Raw genomic sequence first — 16,449 nt, 5'->3', positions numbered from 1 at the left:
TACAAATTCCGCAGTATGGCAATGCAGACTGCAGCGGAGGAGAAAAAGGGCTGGACGGTGCGAAACGATCCCAGAGTCACCGGAATCGGCAAGATCTTAAGACGAACCAGCATTGATGAACTTCCGCAGCTGTTCAACATCCTGAAAGGAGATATGAGCCTGGTGGGACCGAGACCGGAGCGCCCTCAGTTCGTGGAAAAGTTCAAGGAAGAGATCCCGAGATATATGGTAAAACATCAGGTACGTCCGGGTCTTACCGGCTGGGCACAGGTCAATGGCTACAGAGGAAATACATCCATTCGGAAACGAATAGATTATGATCTGTATTATATTGAAAACTGGTCTGTCGGACTGGATGTAAAAATTATTTTGCTGACGTTTTTTAAAGGCTTTATTAACAAGAACGCATATTAGGAAGAGGGTCCGCAAGATAGAAAAACAAAGGAATAAGGAGTAAATACATGGCGAAAAAGAAAAACCTGACGGACAGACAGAAAAGAATCCGACGCAGACGCCGGAAAAGTACGATGAGCAGAGTAGTGTTTGCGCTGGAAATTATCATTCTGGTCGTCCTGATGGGCGGACTGTTTGTATATGCGAAACTCGGAAATATGAATTACGAAGACCTGAATTTTGAAAATGTGGATGTGAATCAAAGTGTGGAAGAAAATCAGGTTATGAAAGGTTATACAAGTATTGCACTGGTTGGGCTTGACAGCAGAGAAGGAGAACTGGATGGTGATGTCAACAGTGATACGATGATCATTGCGAGTATCAATAACGATACCAAAAAGGTAAAACTGGTTTCTATATACCGTGATACGTATCTTAGGGTTGGAAGTAATTCGGACGGCGAAAATGTATACAATAAGGCAAATTCTGCGTTTTGCACAGGTGGTCCGGAAAAAATGATGACCATGATGAATAAGAATCTTGATCTTAATATTGTTGACTATGTAACGGTTGACTTTAAAGGCGTTGCAGAAGCGGTGGAACTGCTTGGCGGTATCGATGTTGATCTGAAAGAAGAGGAGATTGAACATCTGAACAATTATTGTGTAGAGACGTCAGAAGTTACCGGTATGGATTATACACCACTGAAAAAGGTTGCCGGAGTTCATCATCTGAACGGAGTACAGACTGTAGCGTATGCGCGAATTCGTTATACAGCGGGAAATGATTTCAGACGTGCGGCAAGACAGAGAGAGGTTATATATAAGATCGTAGAAAAGGCAAAGAATTCCAGTATCAGTACCCTTAGCAAAGTTCTGGATAAAGTGTTCCCACTCATCAAAACATCTCTGACGAAACCGGAGATTTTGCAGATGGGAATGAGTATGCTCTCCTATGATATTGAAGATCAGACAGGTTTCCCATTTGATCATTTATATGGAGGGGTAGTAGAAGACGCAATGGACGGTCTTGACTGTGTACTTCCGATTACTTTGGAATCTAATGTAATCAAACTGCATGAATTTCTGTATCCGGAAGACAGTTATGTTCCTTCGGATGAGGTGAAAACATACAGTCAGAAAATTATAGAAATCAGTGGATTTGGAGAAGAATCCAGACTGGATCATTCGGAGGATGGTTCACTGGCAGCTTATCATGAATCGGATACAGAGTCTGCGAATCCGGCAGAGAGCTCTGCAGATCCGCAGGAAGAAAGCCAGACAGATGTAACAGATGATACACAGGGATATGATGATTCTTCCCTGGAACAGTAAACCTCGGGGGATACGAAAGAGGGAGGGAAACCTATGTCTAAAAAACAGCCGTTGACCAGAAAACAGAAGAGATTATTAAAGAAAAGAAGACGCAGAAGAATTTTTTTCGGAATCGAGATTTTTATTCTGCTGATTCTGATTGCAGGTGTTTTTATATATGCAAAACTTGGCAAGATGAATTTTACGAGTCTTGATTTCAGCAAGATTGGAGTTAATTCCGGCGTCAGCAATAATAAAGTTATGAAAGGTTATACGACCATCGGTCTGGTGGGCCTGGATAATCGCAGTAATAAATTAAAATCCGGTAACAGTGATACTATGATTATTGCAAGTATCGACAATGATACCAAGAAAGTGAAACTGGTTTCAGTATATCGTGATACGTATCTGCGGATTGGCGAAGATTCGGAAGGAAATGGTCAGTATAACAGAGCGAATGCTGCATATGCAAAAGGCGGTGCCGAACAGTTTCTGAATATGCTCAATACCAATCTGGATTTGAATGTGACAGATTTTGTAAGCGTAGATTTTCAGGCGGTTGCGGAAGCCGTGGAACTGCTTGGCGGAATCGATGTGGAATTGAAAGAAGAAGAAGTGGTTCATCTGAATAATTACTGTGTGGAAACATCAAAAGTAACAGGTATGGATTATACGCCACTTAAAAAAACAGCAGGCGTACATCATCTGAATGGTGTGCAGACAGTAGCATATGCACGAATCAGATATACAGCAGGAAATGATTTCCGTCGTGCGGCAAGACAGAGAGAAGTTATCTATAAAATCGTAGAGAAAGCGAAAAATGCAGATGTCGCTACATTGAGTAAAATTCTAGATAAAGTATTTCCAAATATCTATACATCTTTTTCAAAAGCAGAAATTCTGCAGATGGGAATGAGTATGTTATCCTATGATATTGAAGATCAAACTGGTTTTCCATTTGATCATCTGTATGGACAGCGTGTGAAAGATGCGGTTGGAATTGATGTAGTACTTCCGGTCACATTGGAATCAAATGTGATCAAACTGCATGAATTCCTGTATCCGGAAGACAGTTATACACCTTCCGAAGAAGTGAAGGCATATAGCCAGCGAATTGTGGATAAGAGCGGATTTGGAGAAGAGTCAAGACTGGATCATTCGGAAGATGGCTCCCTTGCAGCTTATCGTGAGAGTGATACGGAGTAAGAAGAAAAAATGGAAAATAAAGAACTGTCGTGAAAAGTGCGACAGTTCTTTTCACATATATAGAAAATGGAGCAGATTATGGAAAAGAAAACGGTAGATGTGATTATCCCGGCTTATCGTCCGGGAGAAGGGTGGAAACAGATGCTGCGCGGACTGGAAGGACAGACCTGGCCGGTACACCGTCTGATCGTGATGAATACAGGAAAGGAAAACTGGAAAGCAGCTTATGAGAAAACGACGATTCCGATGGAAGTGCACCATCTGACCAGAGAGGAATTCGATCATGGAAAGACAAGGGATCAGGCGGCGCGGATGAGCCGGGCAGATTATCTGCTGTTTATGACCCAGGATGCATTGCCGGAAGACTGCCATCTGATTGAAAAACTGGTGGAGGCGATTGAACAGGATGAAAAAATCGGAGCTGCCTATGCCAGACAGCTGCCACGGAAAGACTGCCGGCTGATGGAACAGTATACGAGACAGTTTAATTATCCGGAGAAAAGCCGGGTGAAATGGCTGGCAGACCTGCCGGAACTCGGTATCAAGACGTATTTTTGTTCCAATGTGTGCGCAATGTACAGACGGGAGCTGTATCTGCAGTTGGGGGGGTTTGTACAGAAGGCCATTTTTAATGAAGATATGATCTTTGCAGGAGAACTGATCCAAAAGGGATATGGAGTGGCTTATGCGGCAGAGGCAAAGGTGGTACATTCCCACAATTATTCGGCAATCCAGCAGTTTCACCGGAACTTTGATCTGGCGGTTTCACAGGCAGATCATCCGGAAGTTTTTGCCGGGATCCGATCGGAAGGAGAGGGGATCCGTCTGGTGAAAAAAACCGCCGGCTGGCTCTGCAGACAGGGAAAACCATGGCTGGTGATCCAGCTGGTATGGCAGAGCGGCTGGAAATATCTGGGCTATCTTCTGGGAAAGAGATATCAGAAGCTTCCAAAGTGGGTGATCCCTCGCTGTACGATGAATCCGAAATATTGGGAATAAGCGGGAAAGTTCACAGTTTTAACACAATTTTCGGATATGATAAACAGATATACAAAACGTGAAAAAGAATGTGAAGACATATAAAGGACAGGGAGAAAAACGATGAATGATGAATGGAAAATGCCGGGAACAGAACAGGAAGAAAATCAGCAGCCGGCCGGTGAAGAATCTGAAGTGACAGAGGCGACAGCTGTAAAAGAACCGGAAGCAGGGGAAACCGCAGAAGCAATGCCGGAGGCGACAGAAAGTCAGGAACCTGAAGTATCGGAGCGGGTGGAAGTGACAGAAATGACGGAAGAAGCAGCGACAAACGGTGACGGGCAGGTTGCAAAAACAGAGGAAGAAAAACCGAGATATCCGTGGGAAGCAGTGCTGGGGAAAGAGGAGAAGAAAGAACAGCCGGCGGATGTGACGGATACTCCGGTACAGCCACAGGAACAGCCGGTGCAGCAGAGTGGTGCACAGCCGGAGAATTCGCGGGAAGCAGCTTCTTATCACTGGGTAAATCCGGATTATCAGAAACGCCAGAACGGAGCGGACGGCGGAGAACGTGCCAGCCAGAATACGTATGAGAATCAGAATTACCGGGAGGATGTCAGCGGGACAGCAGATACACAAAATTACACAGAAACAGCAGCCGAATCACAGGATAACGGAGGCTGGGGACAGCCGGTCGGTGGAAATCATACAACAAAAGAGATGGAAAACAGCAGTTCTTCCGGACAGACAACCGGGGGCTATCAGAATGGTAACTGGGGCTGTGCGGGAAACAGTCAGAATAACCAGAATACACAAAATGGCGGAGCGTATCAGAGTGGGAATTCCTGGACGAGCCGGGAACAGAGTACGCAGAACGGTCCGGTGACCGGTCAGAGAAAGTACGGAAATTATACGTATTACCAGCCACAGCAGGATCAGAATCAACCACAGGACCACAGAAAACCGGGCGGAACAGGAAAAAAAGTAATAGTAACGCTTGGTCTGGCGGTACTTTTTGGTGTAGTTGCAGGCGGTATTATCATCGGATCCAGTATGATCGCGAATAAAGAAATTAAAAATGAACAGAAAACAGAGTATCAGCTTCCGACCACGGAACTGCCACAGCAGGAGAATGCTGCCGGGGACAGTAACAGTGCAGCAGGAAGCGGAAGTGATGCAACGGAGGAAGTAAGCGCAGGCACAACGGGAGAATACACCGTTGCACAGGTGGCAAAAAGTTGTATGCCGTCTGTTGTATCTATTACGAATGCGTCTGTAAAAACGGTACAGGATTTCTTTGGCGGTGTGCAGCAGTATCCGAGCGAGAGTTCCGGTTCCGGTATCATTGTAGGACAGAATGACAGTGAGATCCTGGTAGCAACGAATAATCATGTAGTAGCTGATGCAGATACTATAACGGTTGCTTTTGATGATGATGCGGTGTACGAAGCTCAGGTCAAGGGAACGGATTCCGATAACGATCTGGCGGTAGTCGCTGTGAAAATTTCGGATATGAGTGAAGATACTCTGAAATCCATTAAAGTAGTAAGCATCGGCAATTCCGATGAGCTGGAAATCGGGGAACAGGTAGTTGCCATTGGTAATGCACTGGGATATGGACAGTCCGTAACTTCCGGATGGATCAGTGCGGTGGATCGTGAAGTGACCGACGAAGACGGAAAGACAACCGGGAAACTGATCCAGACAGATGCAGCAATCAATCCCGGCAACAGCGGTGGGGCACTGCTGAATATGCAGGGAGAACTGATTGGTATCAACTCTGCGAAAGCGGCAGCCACCGAAGTAGAAGGAATGGGTTATGCGATTCCGGTATCTGTGGCACAGCCAATCCTGGATGAACTGATGAACCGCGAGACAAGATATAAGGCGGATGAAGATCATGCGGGTTATATCGGTGTGACTTGTCTGAATGTAGATTCTACTTCTGCACAGACTTACGGTATCCCACTGGGTGCCTTTGTAGATTCTGTGGAAGAGGGCGGACCGGCACAGACAGCAGGTATCCAGAAAGGTGACGTGATTGTCAAGTTTGACGGTATGACGGTTTCCGGTAGTTCGGATCTGGTTGGAAAACTGGAGTATTATCAGGCAGGAGAGACTGTGGAGGTTGTGATCAGCCGGGCACAGAACGGGGAGTATCAGGAGCAGACGGTTTCGGTTACTCTTGGAAAGAAGAGTGAGATGAAGCAGGCAGATCCCCAGCAGGGTAAGTAAGAGAATAAGTAGTATCATAGACGGACGCGGCAGGGGTTCCCGTCAGAGTCCGGCAACGTGGGCAGAGCAACTTTAAGCTAAGTCCTAAGAAGAACTAAATGCCAGTTCGCGGAGAGCCGCTCATTGTCAAGTTCTTCTAAGGACTGGATCTTAAAGCTTGCTCTAAACGCCCACAAAGTGTTGCCGGACCCTGGTGGGAACCCCTGCTGCTGTGCGTTGACGGTGGGAGAAAGTTGAAATATGGTGGGAATGGCAGGAAATAAAAGGAATGAAGGGATAGAACTTATTCAGAGGGGGAGAACAGAAGGAAAATAGGGGGAGACAGTATGCTGAAAGCTGTGTTTAGAAAAAGTTTACTTGAGGGCAAGAAGATTCTGTTTTATAATATAGGGTAGGTAACCGGAAGTACACAGGAGTGACAGGTGGTTTCGGGGACAGTGTCTCATAAAATGTGGGATGAGAAAGGGATAAACGGATGTCAGAAGACAAGGATTTATTGGAAAAAGAAAAGCAGGGGCGAGAGACTTCTGATGAAAATACGAAGGAAGATGAATACGAAAAAGTCTGTTTTATGTGTCGGAGACCGGAGAGCAAGACAGGACCGATGATCACGCTTCCTCAGAATATACATATTTGTACGGAATGTATGCAGAAAAGTTTTGATACCATGAATAACAGCAATATGAATTACGGGGAGCTGATGAGCCACATGCCCAATATCAGCATGATGGATCTGTCGAGTATTCCGAATCAGGTATCAGAGAAACAGAGAGTGAAGAAGAAAAAGAAAACGGAAGAAAAGAAGCAGGAATTTACCATGAAGGATGTTCCGCCGCCACATAAGATCAAAGAAAAATTGGATGAATATGTGATCGGTCAGGAACATGCGAAAAAGGTGATTTCGGTTGGTGTGTACAATCACTATAAACGAGTACTCAGCGCAGAGCAGAAAAATGGTGAAGTAGAGATTGCAAAGTCCAATATGTTGATGATCGGACCGACCGGAAGTGGTAAGACTTATCTGGTGCAGACGCTGGCGAAACTGCTGGATGTGCCACTTGCGATCACGGATGCGACTTCGCTGACGGAAGCAGGTTATATCGGTGATGATATCGAAAGCGTAGTTTCCAAACTACTTGCGGCAGCAGACAATGATGTGGAGCGGGCAGAGCATGGAATTATCTTTATCGATGAGATCGATAAGATTGCAAAAAAGAAGAATACGAACCAGAGAGATGTCAGTGGTGAGGCAGTACAGCAGGGGATGTTAAAGCTTCTCGAGGGCAGTGATGTGGAAGTGCCGGTGGGAGCGAACAGTAAAAATGCCATGGTACCACTGACTACAGTAAATACCAGCAATATTTTATTTATCTGTGGCGGTGCATTCCCGGATCTGGAGGAAATCATCAAAGAACGGTTAAACAAAAAGGCAGCAATTGGTTTTCAGGCGGATCTGAAAGATAAATATGACAATGATAAAAATCTGTTGAATAAGGTAACGGTGGAGGATCTGAGAATGTTCGGTATGGTACCGGAATTTCTTGGAAGACTGCCGATCATTTTCACATTGCAGGGACTCGATGAAGACATGCTGGTGAAGATTCTTAAAGAGCCACGCAATGCAATCCTGAAACAGTATGAAAAACTACTGGAGATGGACGAAGTCAAACTGGAATTTGAAGAAAATGCACTGCGTGCAATCGCAAAAAAAGCACTGGAAAAAGATACCGGTGCGAGAGCACTGCGAGCGATTCTGGAAGAATACATGCTGGATATTATGTACGAGATTCCAAAGGACGACAGTATTGGAGAGGTGATCATCACCAAAGAATATATTGAACACACCGGTGGTCCGAAGATCCTTTTAAGAGGACAGGAGCCGCTGTTGTTGCAGTAAAACGGATACAAATGGGGTTTTATATTCAAGGAGGTATGACTTATGAACGAAGATTTATTTGGCAGCATTAAACAGACGATTACGGAAACAGCAGGGGTTGTAGGAAAGAAAACAGAGGAATTTGTTGAGACACAGAAGATGCGAAACAAAGTGCGGACACTGCAAAGAGAGATACGGAAAAAATATGCAGATCTCGGTGAAATCGTATACCGGCGTTACGTAGATGGCGATACACCGGATGAAGAGCTGACCGGTCACTGTGAAGTGGTTATGGGTCTTCAGAAAGAACTGGCAGAGTGTAAAGAAAGCATGGCTGCCAAACAGGGAAAAAATGTATGCCCAGCCTGTGGAATCTCCAACCCGAAAGACGCTGTATTCTGTATGTACTGCGGTGCGGAACTTCCGGGAGAAGAGGAAGAAAAAGAGGAAGACTGGTTTACCCAGGGTTCTGTAGAAGAGACAGAAGAAGAGGAAGAGACGAAAGAAAAAGAAGGTAAAGAACCGGAGAAAGAATCTGAAGAAGTGCAGAAAGAAGAAACAGAAAAGGCAGCACCGGAACAGGATGCAGAGCAGGAAGTATGGGATGCCTGTGTGCAGAAGGAGGACGGCGATGACGAGTGAAGAAAAACTGAATCGGTGTTATGAGGCGGTGAAAGAGGGGCTGCCGTTTGTACCGAAACTGGCACTGATCCTCGGATCCGGTCTGGGGGATTATGCAGAACATGTAACAGTGGAAAAAACCATTCCATATGAGAGCATCGAAGGATTTCCACGGTCTACGGTAGCCGGACATAAAGGGCAGTTCGTATTTGCAAAGGTAGAAGGTGTACCTACTGTTATGATGCAGGGACGGGTACATTATTATGAAGGCTATCCGATGCAGGATGTGGTACTTCCGGTACGTCTTATGAAGAAAATGGGTGCAGAGATCCTGTTTCTGACCAATGCAGCCGGTGGAGTCAACGAGAACTTTCATGCCGGCGATCTGATGATGATCACGGATCAGATCTCAAGTTTTGTGCCATCACCGTTAATCGGAGCCAATATGGACGATCTTGGACCGCGCTTTCCGGATATGAGTGAAATTTACCGGAGGGAGTACCGGGAAATCATCCGGGAGAGCAGCAAATCATTGAATCTTGAGCTTCAGGAAGGAACCTATCTGCAGTTTACCGGTCCTGCATATGAATCACCGGCGGAGATACGGATGGCACGGACCCTGGGGGCAGATGCTGTGGGAATGAGTACAGCATGTGAAGCTGTGGCAGCCAACCACATGGGAATGAAAATTCTTGGAATTTCCTTTATCTCGAATCTGGCAGCAGGTTTGAGTACACAGCCGCTGTCCCACAAAGAGGTACAGGAAGCCGCCGATCTTGCAGCACCAAAATTCCGCGCACTTGTGACGGAAGTGATTCGGAGAATCGGTGAACAGGAAAAGTCAGAATAGTATAGAAAAAGGGAGAAAATAAGACTATGGAGAAAAAATGGTGGAAGGAAAGTATCGTATATCAGATTTATCCGAGAAGTTTTAAGGACAGCAACGGGGATGGTATTGGTGATCTGAACGGTATCACGGAAAGGATGGAGTATCTGGAAAAACTGGGAGTGAATGTTGTGTGGTTATCCCCGGTATATCAGTCCCCGAATGATGATAACGGATATGATATCAGCGACTATCGTGCAATCATGACTGAGTTCGGAACAATGGAAGATTTTGAACGGATGCTTGCTAAAGCTCATGAACATGGAATCAAGATCGTGATGGATCTGGTAGTCAACCATACCTCCGATGAACATCCATGGTTTATAGAGAGCAGAAAGTCTAAAGACAATCCATATCGTGACTATTATATCTGGAGAGATGGAAAAGATGGAAAGGAACCGAATAACTGGGGCTCCTGTTTCTCCGGGCCGGCATGGGATTATGATGAAGAAACGGATATGTATTATCTGCATCTGTTTTCGAAAAAACAGCCGGATCTGAACTGGGATAATCCAAAAGTCCGGGAAGAAGTATTTGACATGATGAACTGGTGGCTGGAAAAAGGAGTAGATGGATTCCGTATGGATGTTATCAGCCTGATTTCCAAACAGCCGGATCTGCCGGATGGAAAGCCGGGAATCAATGGATACGCAAGCTTTAATGAGCCGGCAAACGGTCCTCATGTCCATGAATATCTGCAGGAGATGCGTGAAAAAGTATTAAACAATGCGGATACCATTACCGTAGGCGAGTGTTCCGGTGTGACTCTGGAAGAAGCTAAAAAATACGCAAGAAGCGATGAAAAAGAGCTGAATATGGTATTCCAGTTTGAACATATGGATGTGGATGCTGATGCGGATAACAAATGGACCGATAAAAAGATGGATCTGCGCGAGATGAAAGCTGTTCTGACCAAATGGCAGAAAGGTCTGGAGGATATTGCCTGGAACAGTCTGTTCTGGGAGAATCACGATCAGCCACGTTCGGTATCCAGATATGCCGATGATTCCGCAAAATATCATGATGTATCTGCAAAGATGCTGGCAACTTGTATTCACATGATGCAGGGAACTCCTTATGTATATCAGGGAGAAGAACTTGGCATGACGAACGTTCCGTTCACATCGATCGATCAGTTCCGTGATCTGGACAGCATCAATGCTTACAGAGAACTGGTAGAAGAGCAGCATGTATTTACCGCGGAAGAAATGATGCGTTATCTGTGCCGTAAGAGCCGCGACAATGCGAGAACACCGTTCCAGTGGGATGACAGTGCTTATGCAGGATTTTCCACTGTAGAACCATGGATCATGGTCAATCCGAACTATAAAGAGATCAATGCGAAGAAACAGGTCGACGATCCGGAATCTGTATTTAATTATTACAGAAAGCTGATCGCACTGCGAAAAGAAAAAGAGATCATCGTATACGGAACTTATGATCTGTTATTGCCGGAATCCGAAGAAATCTATATGTATACAAGAACATTGGGAGAGGAAAAACTGTTGGTGGTATGTAACTTCAGTGAAAAAGAAGTAGCAGTAGAGATTCCGGAGGAATTCCGCAAGGGAAGTTATCTGATCGCAAACTATCCGGAAGGAGAAATCAAAGAACAGATGACGATTCGCCCGTATGAAGCATTTGTGCTTGAAAAATAAAAGGAAACTGTGAGGGTATTGAACAGTTATAATAAGAGATGAAAGAAAAGGTCGCTGTGTTTACAGAAAAATGTGAATGCAGCGATCTTTTTACGATTGCAGAAAATAAATATAGAACAGAAGTCAGCCTGTACAAAGACAAAAAAATAGTGCAGGAAGCGGGACTTGAACCCGCACGATATTGCTACCACAGGCACCTGAAGCCTGCGCGTCTGCCAATTCCGCCATTCCTGCACAACTTTTATTATGAAGTTCTGTTGCATCTCAACAACATAATGTACTATACATGAAAAAACACTGGTTGTCAACAGCTTTTTTGAAAAAACATAGAAAAATATAGAAAATAGAGAACTTTTATGAAATGCGTAATTGAATAATGTATTCTGACGATTCGCGGAAATTAACTGTAAAAACATTTTCTGACAGGAAACAGACAAACAAATATCGGTAACTAACACAAGTAATAGTGAAAACTGGTTTTATATTGTTTAATATAATTATAGAGAAGGTAAGGTCAATCATAGAAAAAGTTTTGCAGAAACGAAGGGAGGAAACTTTATGATGTGGAAAAAAGTTATTAGCATGCTGCTGGTCGCAGCTATGCTGGCGATGCCTATAGGCTGTGGAAAGGACGGAAACAAGGATAAAGACACAACTTCAGGAGTAGAAACGACAGATACCGGAGACGATTCTGCCGAAACGGATGCTCCGCCCAAAACACCGGTACCAAAGGAGGACAAAGAAACCAAAGAATCAGATAAAGACACGGATACCGAGAACGAAACAGATTTCTCGGACGATGATTATGAACCGGCACAGGTTACGAAAAAAGAATATGAAAGTATGTCTGCTCAGGATCTGATAGATCGTATCAAAGACGTGAAAAATATCACAGAAGACGAAGCACTGGCACTCTATTCTACATATGCTTATGCAAACTATACAGAAGACTTTTATGGCAGAGAAGAAAATATTACCGATGAAGCTTTCAAAATCCTCAAGGATGATGGCTGTAAGATTCCATATACCACAACAATCAGGGATAACATGCTCCACAGTGAGAATGCCAACGTTCGCGCCTATGCATTCACTACGATCGGAGGCCTGTTTGGCACAAGCAGTGAGGAAGAAAAGATGGCAGAAGAAGTACTGGCCAAGGAAACAGAACCTGTAGTATTATTTGCCGCTTTAAGAAGTCTTGGAGGTGCCGTGAGCAATCCGGCGGTTGCAGAGTTCGTTTTGAATATGACCGAGCACGAGAACGCCAATGTCCGGAAACAGGCAGCCCTTGCTATAGGATCTGAATGGGCTATGGGTATTGACGGCATGGTAGATGCCATTCTCAAACTGATGGGGGATGAGGATGAGGAAGTAAGAACGTGTGCATATAAGTATGCCGGAAGACTCCACGATGACCGGGTGATCGATCCGCTGGAGGAAGTTCTGAAGGACAGCAGTCTGGTTCGGTTCCACGATGCGTGCATCACTTCCCTGACCTATATGTGGTATGATTACCCCAGCCATAGATATACCAATGAAAGGGCATATCGCATAACGATAGATTATCTGTCACAGAAGCCACGCAACGGAGATATTCCATATTGGACAACGGTTGGCGCATTCAGAAGTGCTTCCAGCATGGGCACCAGCTATGAAGACTGGAAGAAAGAAGCCACCTATTTTGATGAGGCAGAAATTAATAACCTGATGCTGGATATCGTAGCGGATCAGGATGCAGACAGAAGAGGAAGAGAAATCGCAATGAAATATATCATGGAGCGTGGAGACGATGCTTCAAAAGAAAGCTTAAAGAATATCATGGAAAATATGACCGAGGATGATCCGGGGCAGTTCCTGATGTCCCACACCTATGAAGCTTTGATAAATAAAGAGTAACTATTCAGTAGCCACTGTCCCGCGAGGTGTTTTGGCATGAATACACCAAAATCCCATCACCGAAGGTGATTTTAAATGAATTTTGAATCGTAACTGTGAAGGTACTGAACGGTTACAATAAAGAATAACAGATTACCACATGGGCAATCTGTTCGCAGTACATCGGGAGGGTTCATCCCTCCCGATCTATCTTAGGTGCGCTCGAAATCTTTTATAAAGGGGGAAACATGTGTGAAAAATAAAAATATATTGCTCAGAGCCCTTCTTACAGGAACGCTCTGCATTACATCGCTGATCATATTTACCGGATGTATTGACAAGAAAGACGGAGACGGCATGGTAAATGGAAGAACGGCGGATGGAGAACTCCCGGAGAATGGGGATGCCGAACCGGTTCCCATCAAAGCCAACAAGGCCGGAAAACCGGAAATAAAAGACAGTTCCACTACAGAGGAACCGGAACAGCCGGAAGAACTGGAGACTACTCCAAAACCGGAAAAGAAAGAAGAGACAGAAGAACAGAAAGCAGAGAAGTCTCTGGAAGCTTTCCGCCAGAGCATGGAAGGAACCCTTCAGAACTTTGGAGTGGCCTTTCTTGGAGAAGTGGACGAATCCTATGCAGACCGGATACCGGAATGGATCGAAGAAAACTTTCCGGATTTTTCGGAGGAATATCCATTTGTAAAGATGATTCCTGAAGAAAGGATCATTGGAAACGAAATCGGACAGCTGTTTTGCGTTGTTCCGAGAAGCGGTGATGATCCGGTGGAGATCATAGAACAGAGGATGAACTTTGAGACTTTTGAGATGGATGAAGTAGGGCAACTGTATTCCTCCGAGACCGGAGAACCATATCTTGTGATGTGTAACGGAGTGGGAGGATATGCTACGGCTATGATATCCATGGGAACAGAAGCCGGCTACCAGGCAGACTGGTATCCCATGATGGATATGCTTGGACGCGTGGCAATCCCTGTCACCGAGTCGGATGAGCCCCAGGCTAAGGATTTTACGGATTATGCCGCCTGCGGTGCCAGCAGATTTGGAGAATGGTATGGAGATGTCAGTATGGAGCTGAAAGAAAAGGATCTGGCAGACACTAGCTGGGAACTTCAGATAGCGATGGGAAGTACAGATAGTTATGGAAACTATTTTCTGGAATTCCGAAAAGGCGGGAAATTACATATTTCGTGGTGTGAAAGAGAATATGGCGTGGACGAAGAGAACTACGATGATACAGAAACAGAGGCTTATGAAGGAACCTGGAGCTGTTCCCAGGAGAAGGGGAGGACGTATCTGACAATGGAGGTGACACGAACCGGTGGCGAATGGTATCAGAAGGGTGAAGATCCGGTTAGCTGGTCAGAAACATTCTGTGTGTATTCTGTATACAGCGGCTCGGGACTGCTTCTGGAAAATGAGACAGAAAACGCCAGCATGCCGTCCAATCAAAATGATACACAGCTTCTGGAGGCCATCAGGACCTATGGATAATGTTTCGAGAAACCGACAGGATAAAGATTCAGAGAGTATATAAAGAATGGAAGGAGGGATAGCGATGAGTAGTGTAAAAAATGGTAAGAAGAAAGATATAAAAATTATTCTATTGGGTATTCTGGTGGGACTTGTTGTGTGTGGCGCAGGAATTTATGGTGTGGTCTCAAGCCGGATAGCAAGCCATGAGTATAAAAACAGTACGGATATTCGGGAGGTTTCGGCTGTTGTCGGATATTGCAGAGAAGTCGTAAATAAAGACAAGGATGAGGATGGATATCATCGTGAAAGAGAATTACGGGAATACAGAGTGAAAGTCACTTTTGAGATCGATGGAGAAACCTACCAAGACAGAGACACCGTATACTGCCGGAACGATGAGGAGATCAATACAGGGGACGAGATCGACGTGGAAGTTTACAGAACGTCAAAAGGAAAATATAAGATTGCGCCGGACAGAGATCCCCTGGAATTCTTGTTCTGCTGTGTAGCTATTATCCTTGGAGCAGGTTTTGCAGCGATCTTCATAGCCGAGATGTTCGAGAAAGAACCGGAAAACGGTGAAGAATCAGAAAAAAAGAAAAATAAGGATAAAAATAGAAATAGATAACATGAAATGGGAGGCGACATATGGGACTATCAGATGCATCGTGGTTTGCTGCAACAGTTGCCATTTTGTTAGGGATTTATATCGGTGAACGGATACTGGATATCGATTTTTCTGTTTTTCTGGCAAAAAACCGGAAAAAGGGGAAAATAAAAAGAATGATGGAACAGCGCGGCGATACCACTCGTCAAAAGTCAGGGATACGCCGTGAGATAAGGAAAGCCTTCGAGAGAATCCTGATTTCCACTGAAGATGGGAAAATCCGTTATGAGAATTATCGAAAACATGCCTATCTTCGGATCCTTCAGTCTCGGCATATCCGAAACTCAGATCGTGTCCAGAAGAAAAAAAGTTATTATTCCACCGTACAGAAAATCATCTGTCCATCCTGTGGAGCGTCGGTGGAACTGACCGGTCAGCAGGTGGTCTGTGAGTACTGCGGAGGTGTGATCCGAAGCGAGTTTTACGACTGGCAGACGGAAAGATTTGAGGTATATGAGCGAATAGGAACAAATCTTCAGCGTGCATTGCTTTTGACAGGGGCTATGGGAATCGTGTATGTCTGCGTATTTTTGTGCCTGTATATGATCGAGGATACAGAAGTTTCCCTGACAGCTGGTGTTGGTGCAGCTCTTCTGGTTTTTGTGCTGATCCTGGTATCCAATCAGTTTTTCCGAAACAGACAGGAAAAGATGGCGGACTCCATAGTAAGATACTCGGAGAATTATCTCAGGTCCTGTATCGGTGATGCCATTTATAACGAAACAGAATCGGATGAACTGATGGATTATGGAATCGGAAATATCACGTTAAAGAAAGTGGTCAACACAGAAGATATTACAAAAATAAAAGTAAAAGTCTGTGCAAGCGAGACCTATTTGCCAGATAGAAGAAATCCATATACGAAAAAAGTGAAGCGAACACTTATCATGCAAAGAGCCCGTTACCCGGAAAGAAGAAGAGAAGACGGCGTTTTCTTCATGGAGAAAGAATGTCCATCCTGTGGAGCCAACTTTGTACCGGATGAGAATCATTGCTGCTCCTTCTGTGGATACAGCCTGAAGAGTGACAATTCCAAATGGATTTTGGTAAAATAGAAGAAAAAAATAGTGCAGGAAGCGGGACTTGAACCCGCACGATATTGCTACCACAGGCACCTGAAGCCTGCGCGTCTGCCAATTCCGCCATTCCTGCACAACTTTTAATTATGAAATTCTGTATGTCTCATCGACAAAATATACTATACATGAAATTGTTGAAGTTGTCAACACTTTTCTGATAAAAAA

Annotated in this window: 13 protein-coding genes and 2 tRNA genes; 13 read left to right on the top strand and 2 right to left on the bottom strand. The window is 44.7% G+C overall.

Annotation, left to right across the window (positions count from 1 at the left end):
* From MSA64_RS05825 to MSA64_RS05785, 9 genes are all read left to right on the top strand, one after another.
* A partial coding sequence (locus MSA64_RS05825; RefSeq protein WP_287890954.1) for a sugar transferase occupies nt 1-414 on the top strand: 414 nt, incomplete at its 5' end.
* A 47-nt stretch (nt 415-461) separates the two neighbouring features.
* Nucleotides 462-1,727: an LCP family protein gene (locus tag MSA64_RS05820; protein ID WP_277663752.1), complete on the top strand. Its 1,266-nt coding sequence runs from the start codon at nt 462-464 to the stop codon at nt 1,725-1,727.
* 33 nt (nt 1,728-1,760) lie between these two features.
* Entirely contained in the window at nt 1,761-2,912 is a 1,152-nt protein-coding gene (locus tag MSA64_RS05815) for an LCP family protein (RefSeq protein ID WP_154432595.1), read from the top strand.
* 78 nt (nt 2,913-2,990) lie between these two features.
* Complete coding sequence (locus MSA64_RS05810; protein WP_154432596.1) at nt 2,991-3,911, top strand: glycosyltransferase family 2 protein; 921 nt, start codon at nt 2,991-2,993, stop codon at nt 3,909-3,911.
* A 102-nt stretch (nt 3,912-4,013) separates the two neighbouring features.
* The gene (locus MSA64_RS05805; protein ID WP_287890950.1) at nt 4,014-6,125 is read left to right on the top strand and encodes a S1C family serine protease; all 2,112 of its coding nucleotides are present in this window, start codon (nt 4,014-4,016) and stop codon (nt 6,123-6,125) included.
* A 475-nt stretch (nt 6,126-6,600) separates the two neighbouring features.
* A complete protein-coding gene (clpX, locus tag MSA64_RS05800) occupies nt 6,601-8,022 on the top strand; it encodes an ATP-dependent Clp protease ATP-binding subunit ClpX (RefSeq protein ID WP_287890949.1) in 1,422 nt (473 codons plus the stop codon).
* 42 nt (nt 8,023-8,064) lie between these two features.
* Nucleotides 8,065-8,643 (top strand): zinc ribbon domain-containing protein, encoded by a 579-nt coding sequence (locus MSA64_RS05795; RefSeq protein WP_287890947.1) that lies wholly within the window; start codon nt 8,065-8,067, stop codon nt 8,641-8,643.
* Entirely contained in the window at nt 8,633-9,472 is an 840-nt protein-coding gene (locus MSA64_RS05790; protein ID WP_287890945.1) for a purine-nucleoside phosphorylase, read from the top strand. Before MSA64_RS05795 ends, MSA64_RS05790 begins: the two co-directional genes overlap by 11 nt.
* 26 nt (nt 9,473-9,498) lie before the next feature.
* Complete coding sequence (locus MSA64_RS05785) at nt 9,499-11,166, top strand: glycoside hydrolase family 13 protein (protein WP_154432600.1); 1,668 nt, start codon at nt 9,499-9,501, stop codon at nt 11,164-11,166.
* Nucleotides 11,167-11,316: 150 nt separating this feature from the next.
* Here MSA64_RS05785 and MSA64_RS05780 read toward each other — a convergent pair.
* A tRNA-Leu gene (locus tag MSA64_RS05780) sits at nt 11,317-11,400 on the bottom strand.
* A 324-nt stretch (nt 11,401-11,724) separates the two neighbouring features.
* On the opposite strand from MSA64_RS05780, the gene MSA64_RS05775 reads away from it, so the two are divergent.
* From MSA64_RS05775 to MSA64_RS05760, 4 genes are all read left to right on the top strand, one after another.
* Nucleotides 11,725-13,062 (top strand): HEAT repeat domain-containing protein, encoded by a 1,338-nt coding sequence (locus MSA64_RS05775; RefSeq protein ID WP_277664301.1) that lies wholly within the window; start codon nt 11,725-11,727, stop codon nt 13,060-13,062.
* Nucleotides 13,063-13,293: 231 nt separating this feature from the next.
* Nucleotides 13,294-14,556, top strand: coding sequence for a hypothetical protein (locus MSA64_RS05770; protein ID WP_287890942.1), 1,263 nt, complete (start codon nt 13,294-13,296; stop codon nt 14,554-14,556).
* A 64-nt stretch (nt 14,557-14,620) separates the two neighbouring features.
* The gene (locus MSA64_RS05765) at nt 14,621-15,166 is read left to right on the top strand and encodes a hypothetical protein (RefSeq protein WP_154431328.1); all 546 of its coding nucleotides are present in this window, start codon (nt 14,621-14,623) and stop codon (nt 15,164-15,166) included.
* A 20-nt stretch (nt 15,167-15,186) separates the two neighbouring features.
* Nucleotides 15,187-16,260 (top strand): zinc ribbon domain-containing protein, encoded by a 1,074-nt coding sequence (locus MSA64_RS05760; RefSeq protein ID WP_287890940.1) that lies wholly within the window; start codon nt 15,187-15,189, stop codon nt 16,258-16,260.
* A 13-nt stretch (nt 16,261-16,273) separates the two neighbouring features.
* Here the strand turns inward: MSA64_RS05760 and MSA64_RS05755 are convergent.
* Nucleotides 16,274-16,357, bottom strand: a tRNA-Leu gene (locus MSA64_RS05755).
* Between the last annotated feature and the right edge of the window lie 92 nt (nt 16,358-16,449).

Origin of the sequence: Oliverpabstia sp. (assembly GCF_022785585.1) — a bacterium.
Classification (GTDB): Bacteria; Bacillota; Clostridia; order Lachnospirales; family Lachnospiraceae; genus Oliverpabstia; species Oliverpabstia intestinalis.
Note: the sequence above shows the minus strand (reverse complement) of the source record. Positions and strands in the feature narration are given on the sequence as shown.

Coding starts and splice junctions, on each gene's coding strand:
- MSA64_RS05820 (WP_277663752.1), top strand. CDS start 462: ATGGCGAAAAAGAAAAACCTGACGGACAGACAGAAAAGAATCCGACGC.
- MSA64_RS05815 (WP_154432595.1), top strand. CDS start 1,761: ATGTCTAAAAAACAGCCGTTGACCAGAAAACAGAAGAGATTATTAAAG.
- MSA64_RS05810 (WP_154432596.1), top strand. CDS start 2,991: ATGGAAAAGAAAACGGTAGATGTGATTATCCCGGCTTATCGTCCGGGA.
- MSA64_RS05805 (WP_287890950.1), top strand. CDS start 4,014: ATGAATGATGAATGGAAAATGCCGGGAACAGAACAGGAAGAAAATCAG.
- clpX (WP_287890949.1), top strand. CDS start 6,601: ATGTCAGAAGACAAGGATTTATTGGAAAAAGAAAAGCAGGGGCGAGAG.
- MSA64_RS05795 (WP_287890947.1), top strand. CDS start 8,065: ATGAACGAAGATTTATTTGGCAGCATTAAACAGACGATTACGGAAACA.
- MSA64_RS05790 (WP_287890945.1), top strand. CDS start 8,633: ATGACGAGTGAAGAAAAACTGAATCGGTGTTATGAGGCGGTGAAAGAG.
- MSA64_RS05785 (WP_154432600.1), top strand. CDS start 9,499: ATGGAGAAAAAATGGTGGAAGGAAAGTATCGTATATCAGATTTATCCG.
- MSA64_RS05775 (WP_277664301.1), top strand. CDS start 11,725: ATGATGTGGAAAAAAGTTATTAGCATGCTGCTGGTCGCAGCTATGCTG.
- MSA64_RS05765 (WP_154431328.1), top strand. CDS start 14,621: ATGAGTAGTGTAAAAAATGGTAAGAAGAAAGATATAAAAATTATTCTA.
- MSA64_RS05760 (WP_287890940.1), top strand. CDS start 15,187: ATGGGACTATCAGATGCATCGTGGTTTGCTGCAACAGTTGCCATTTTG.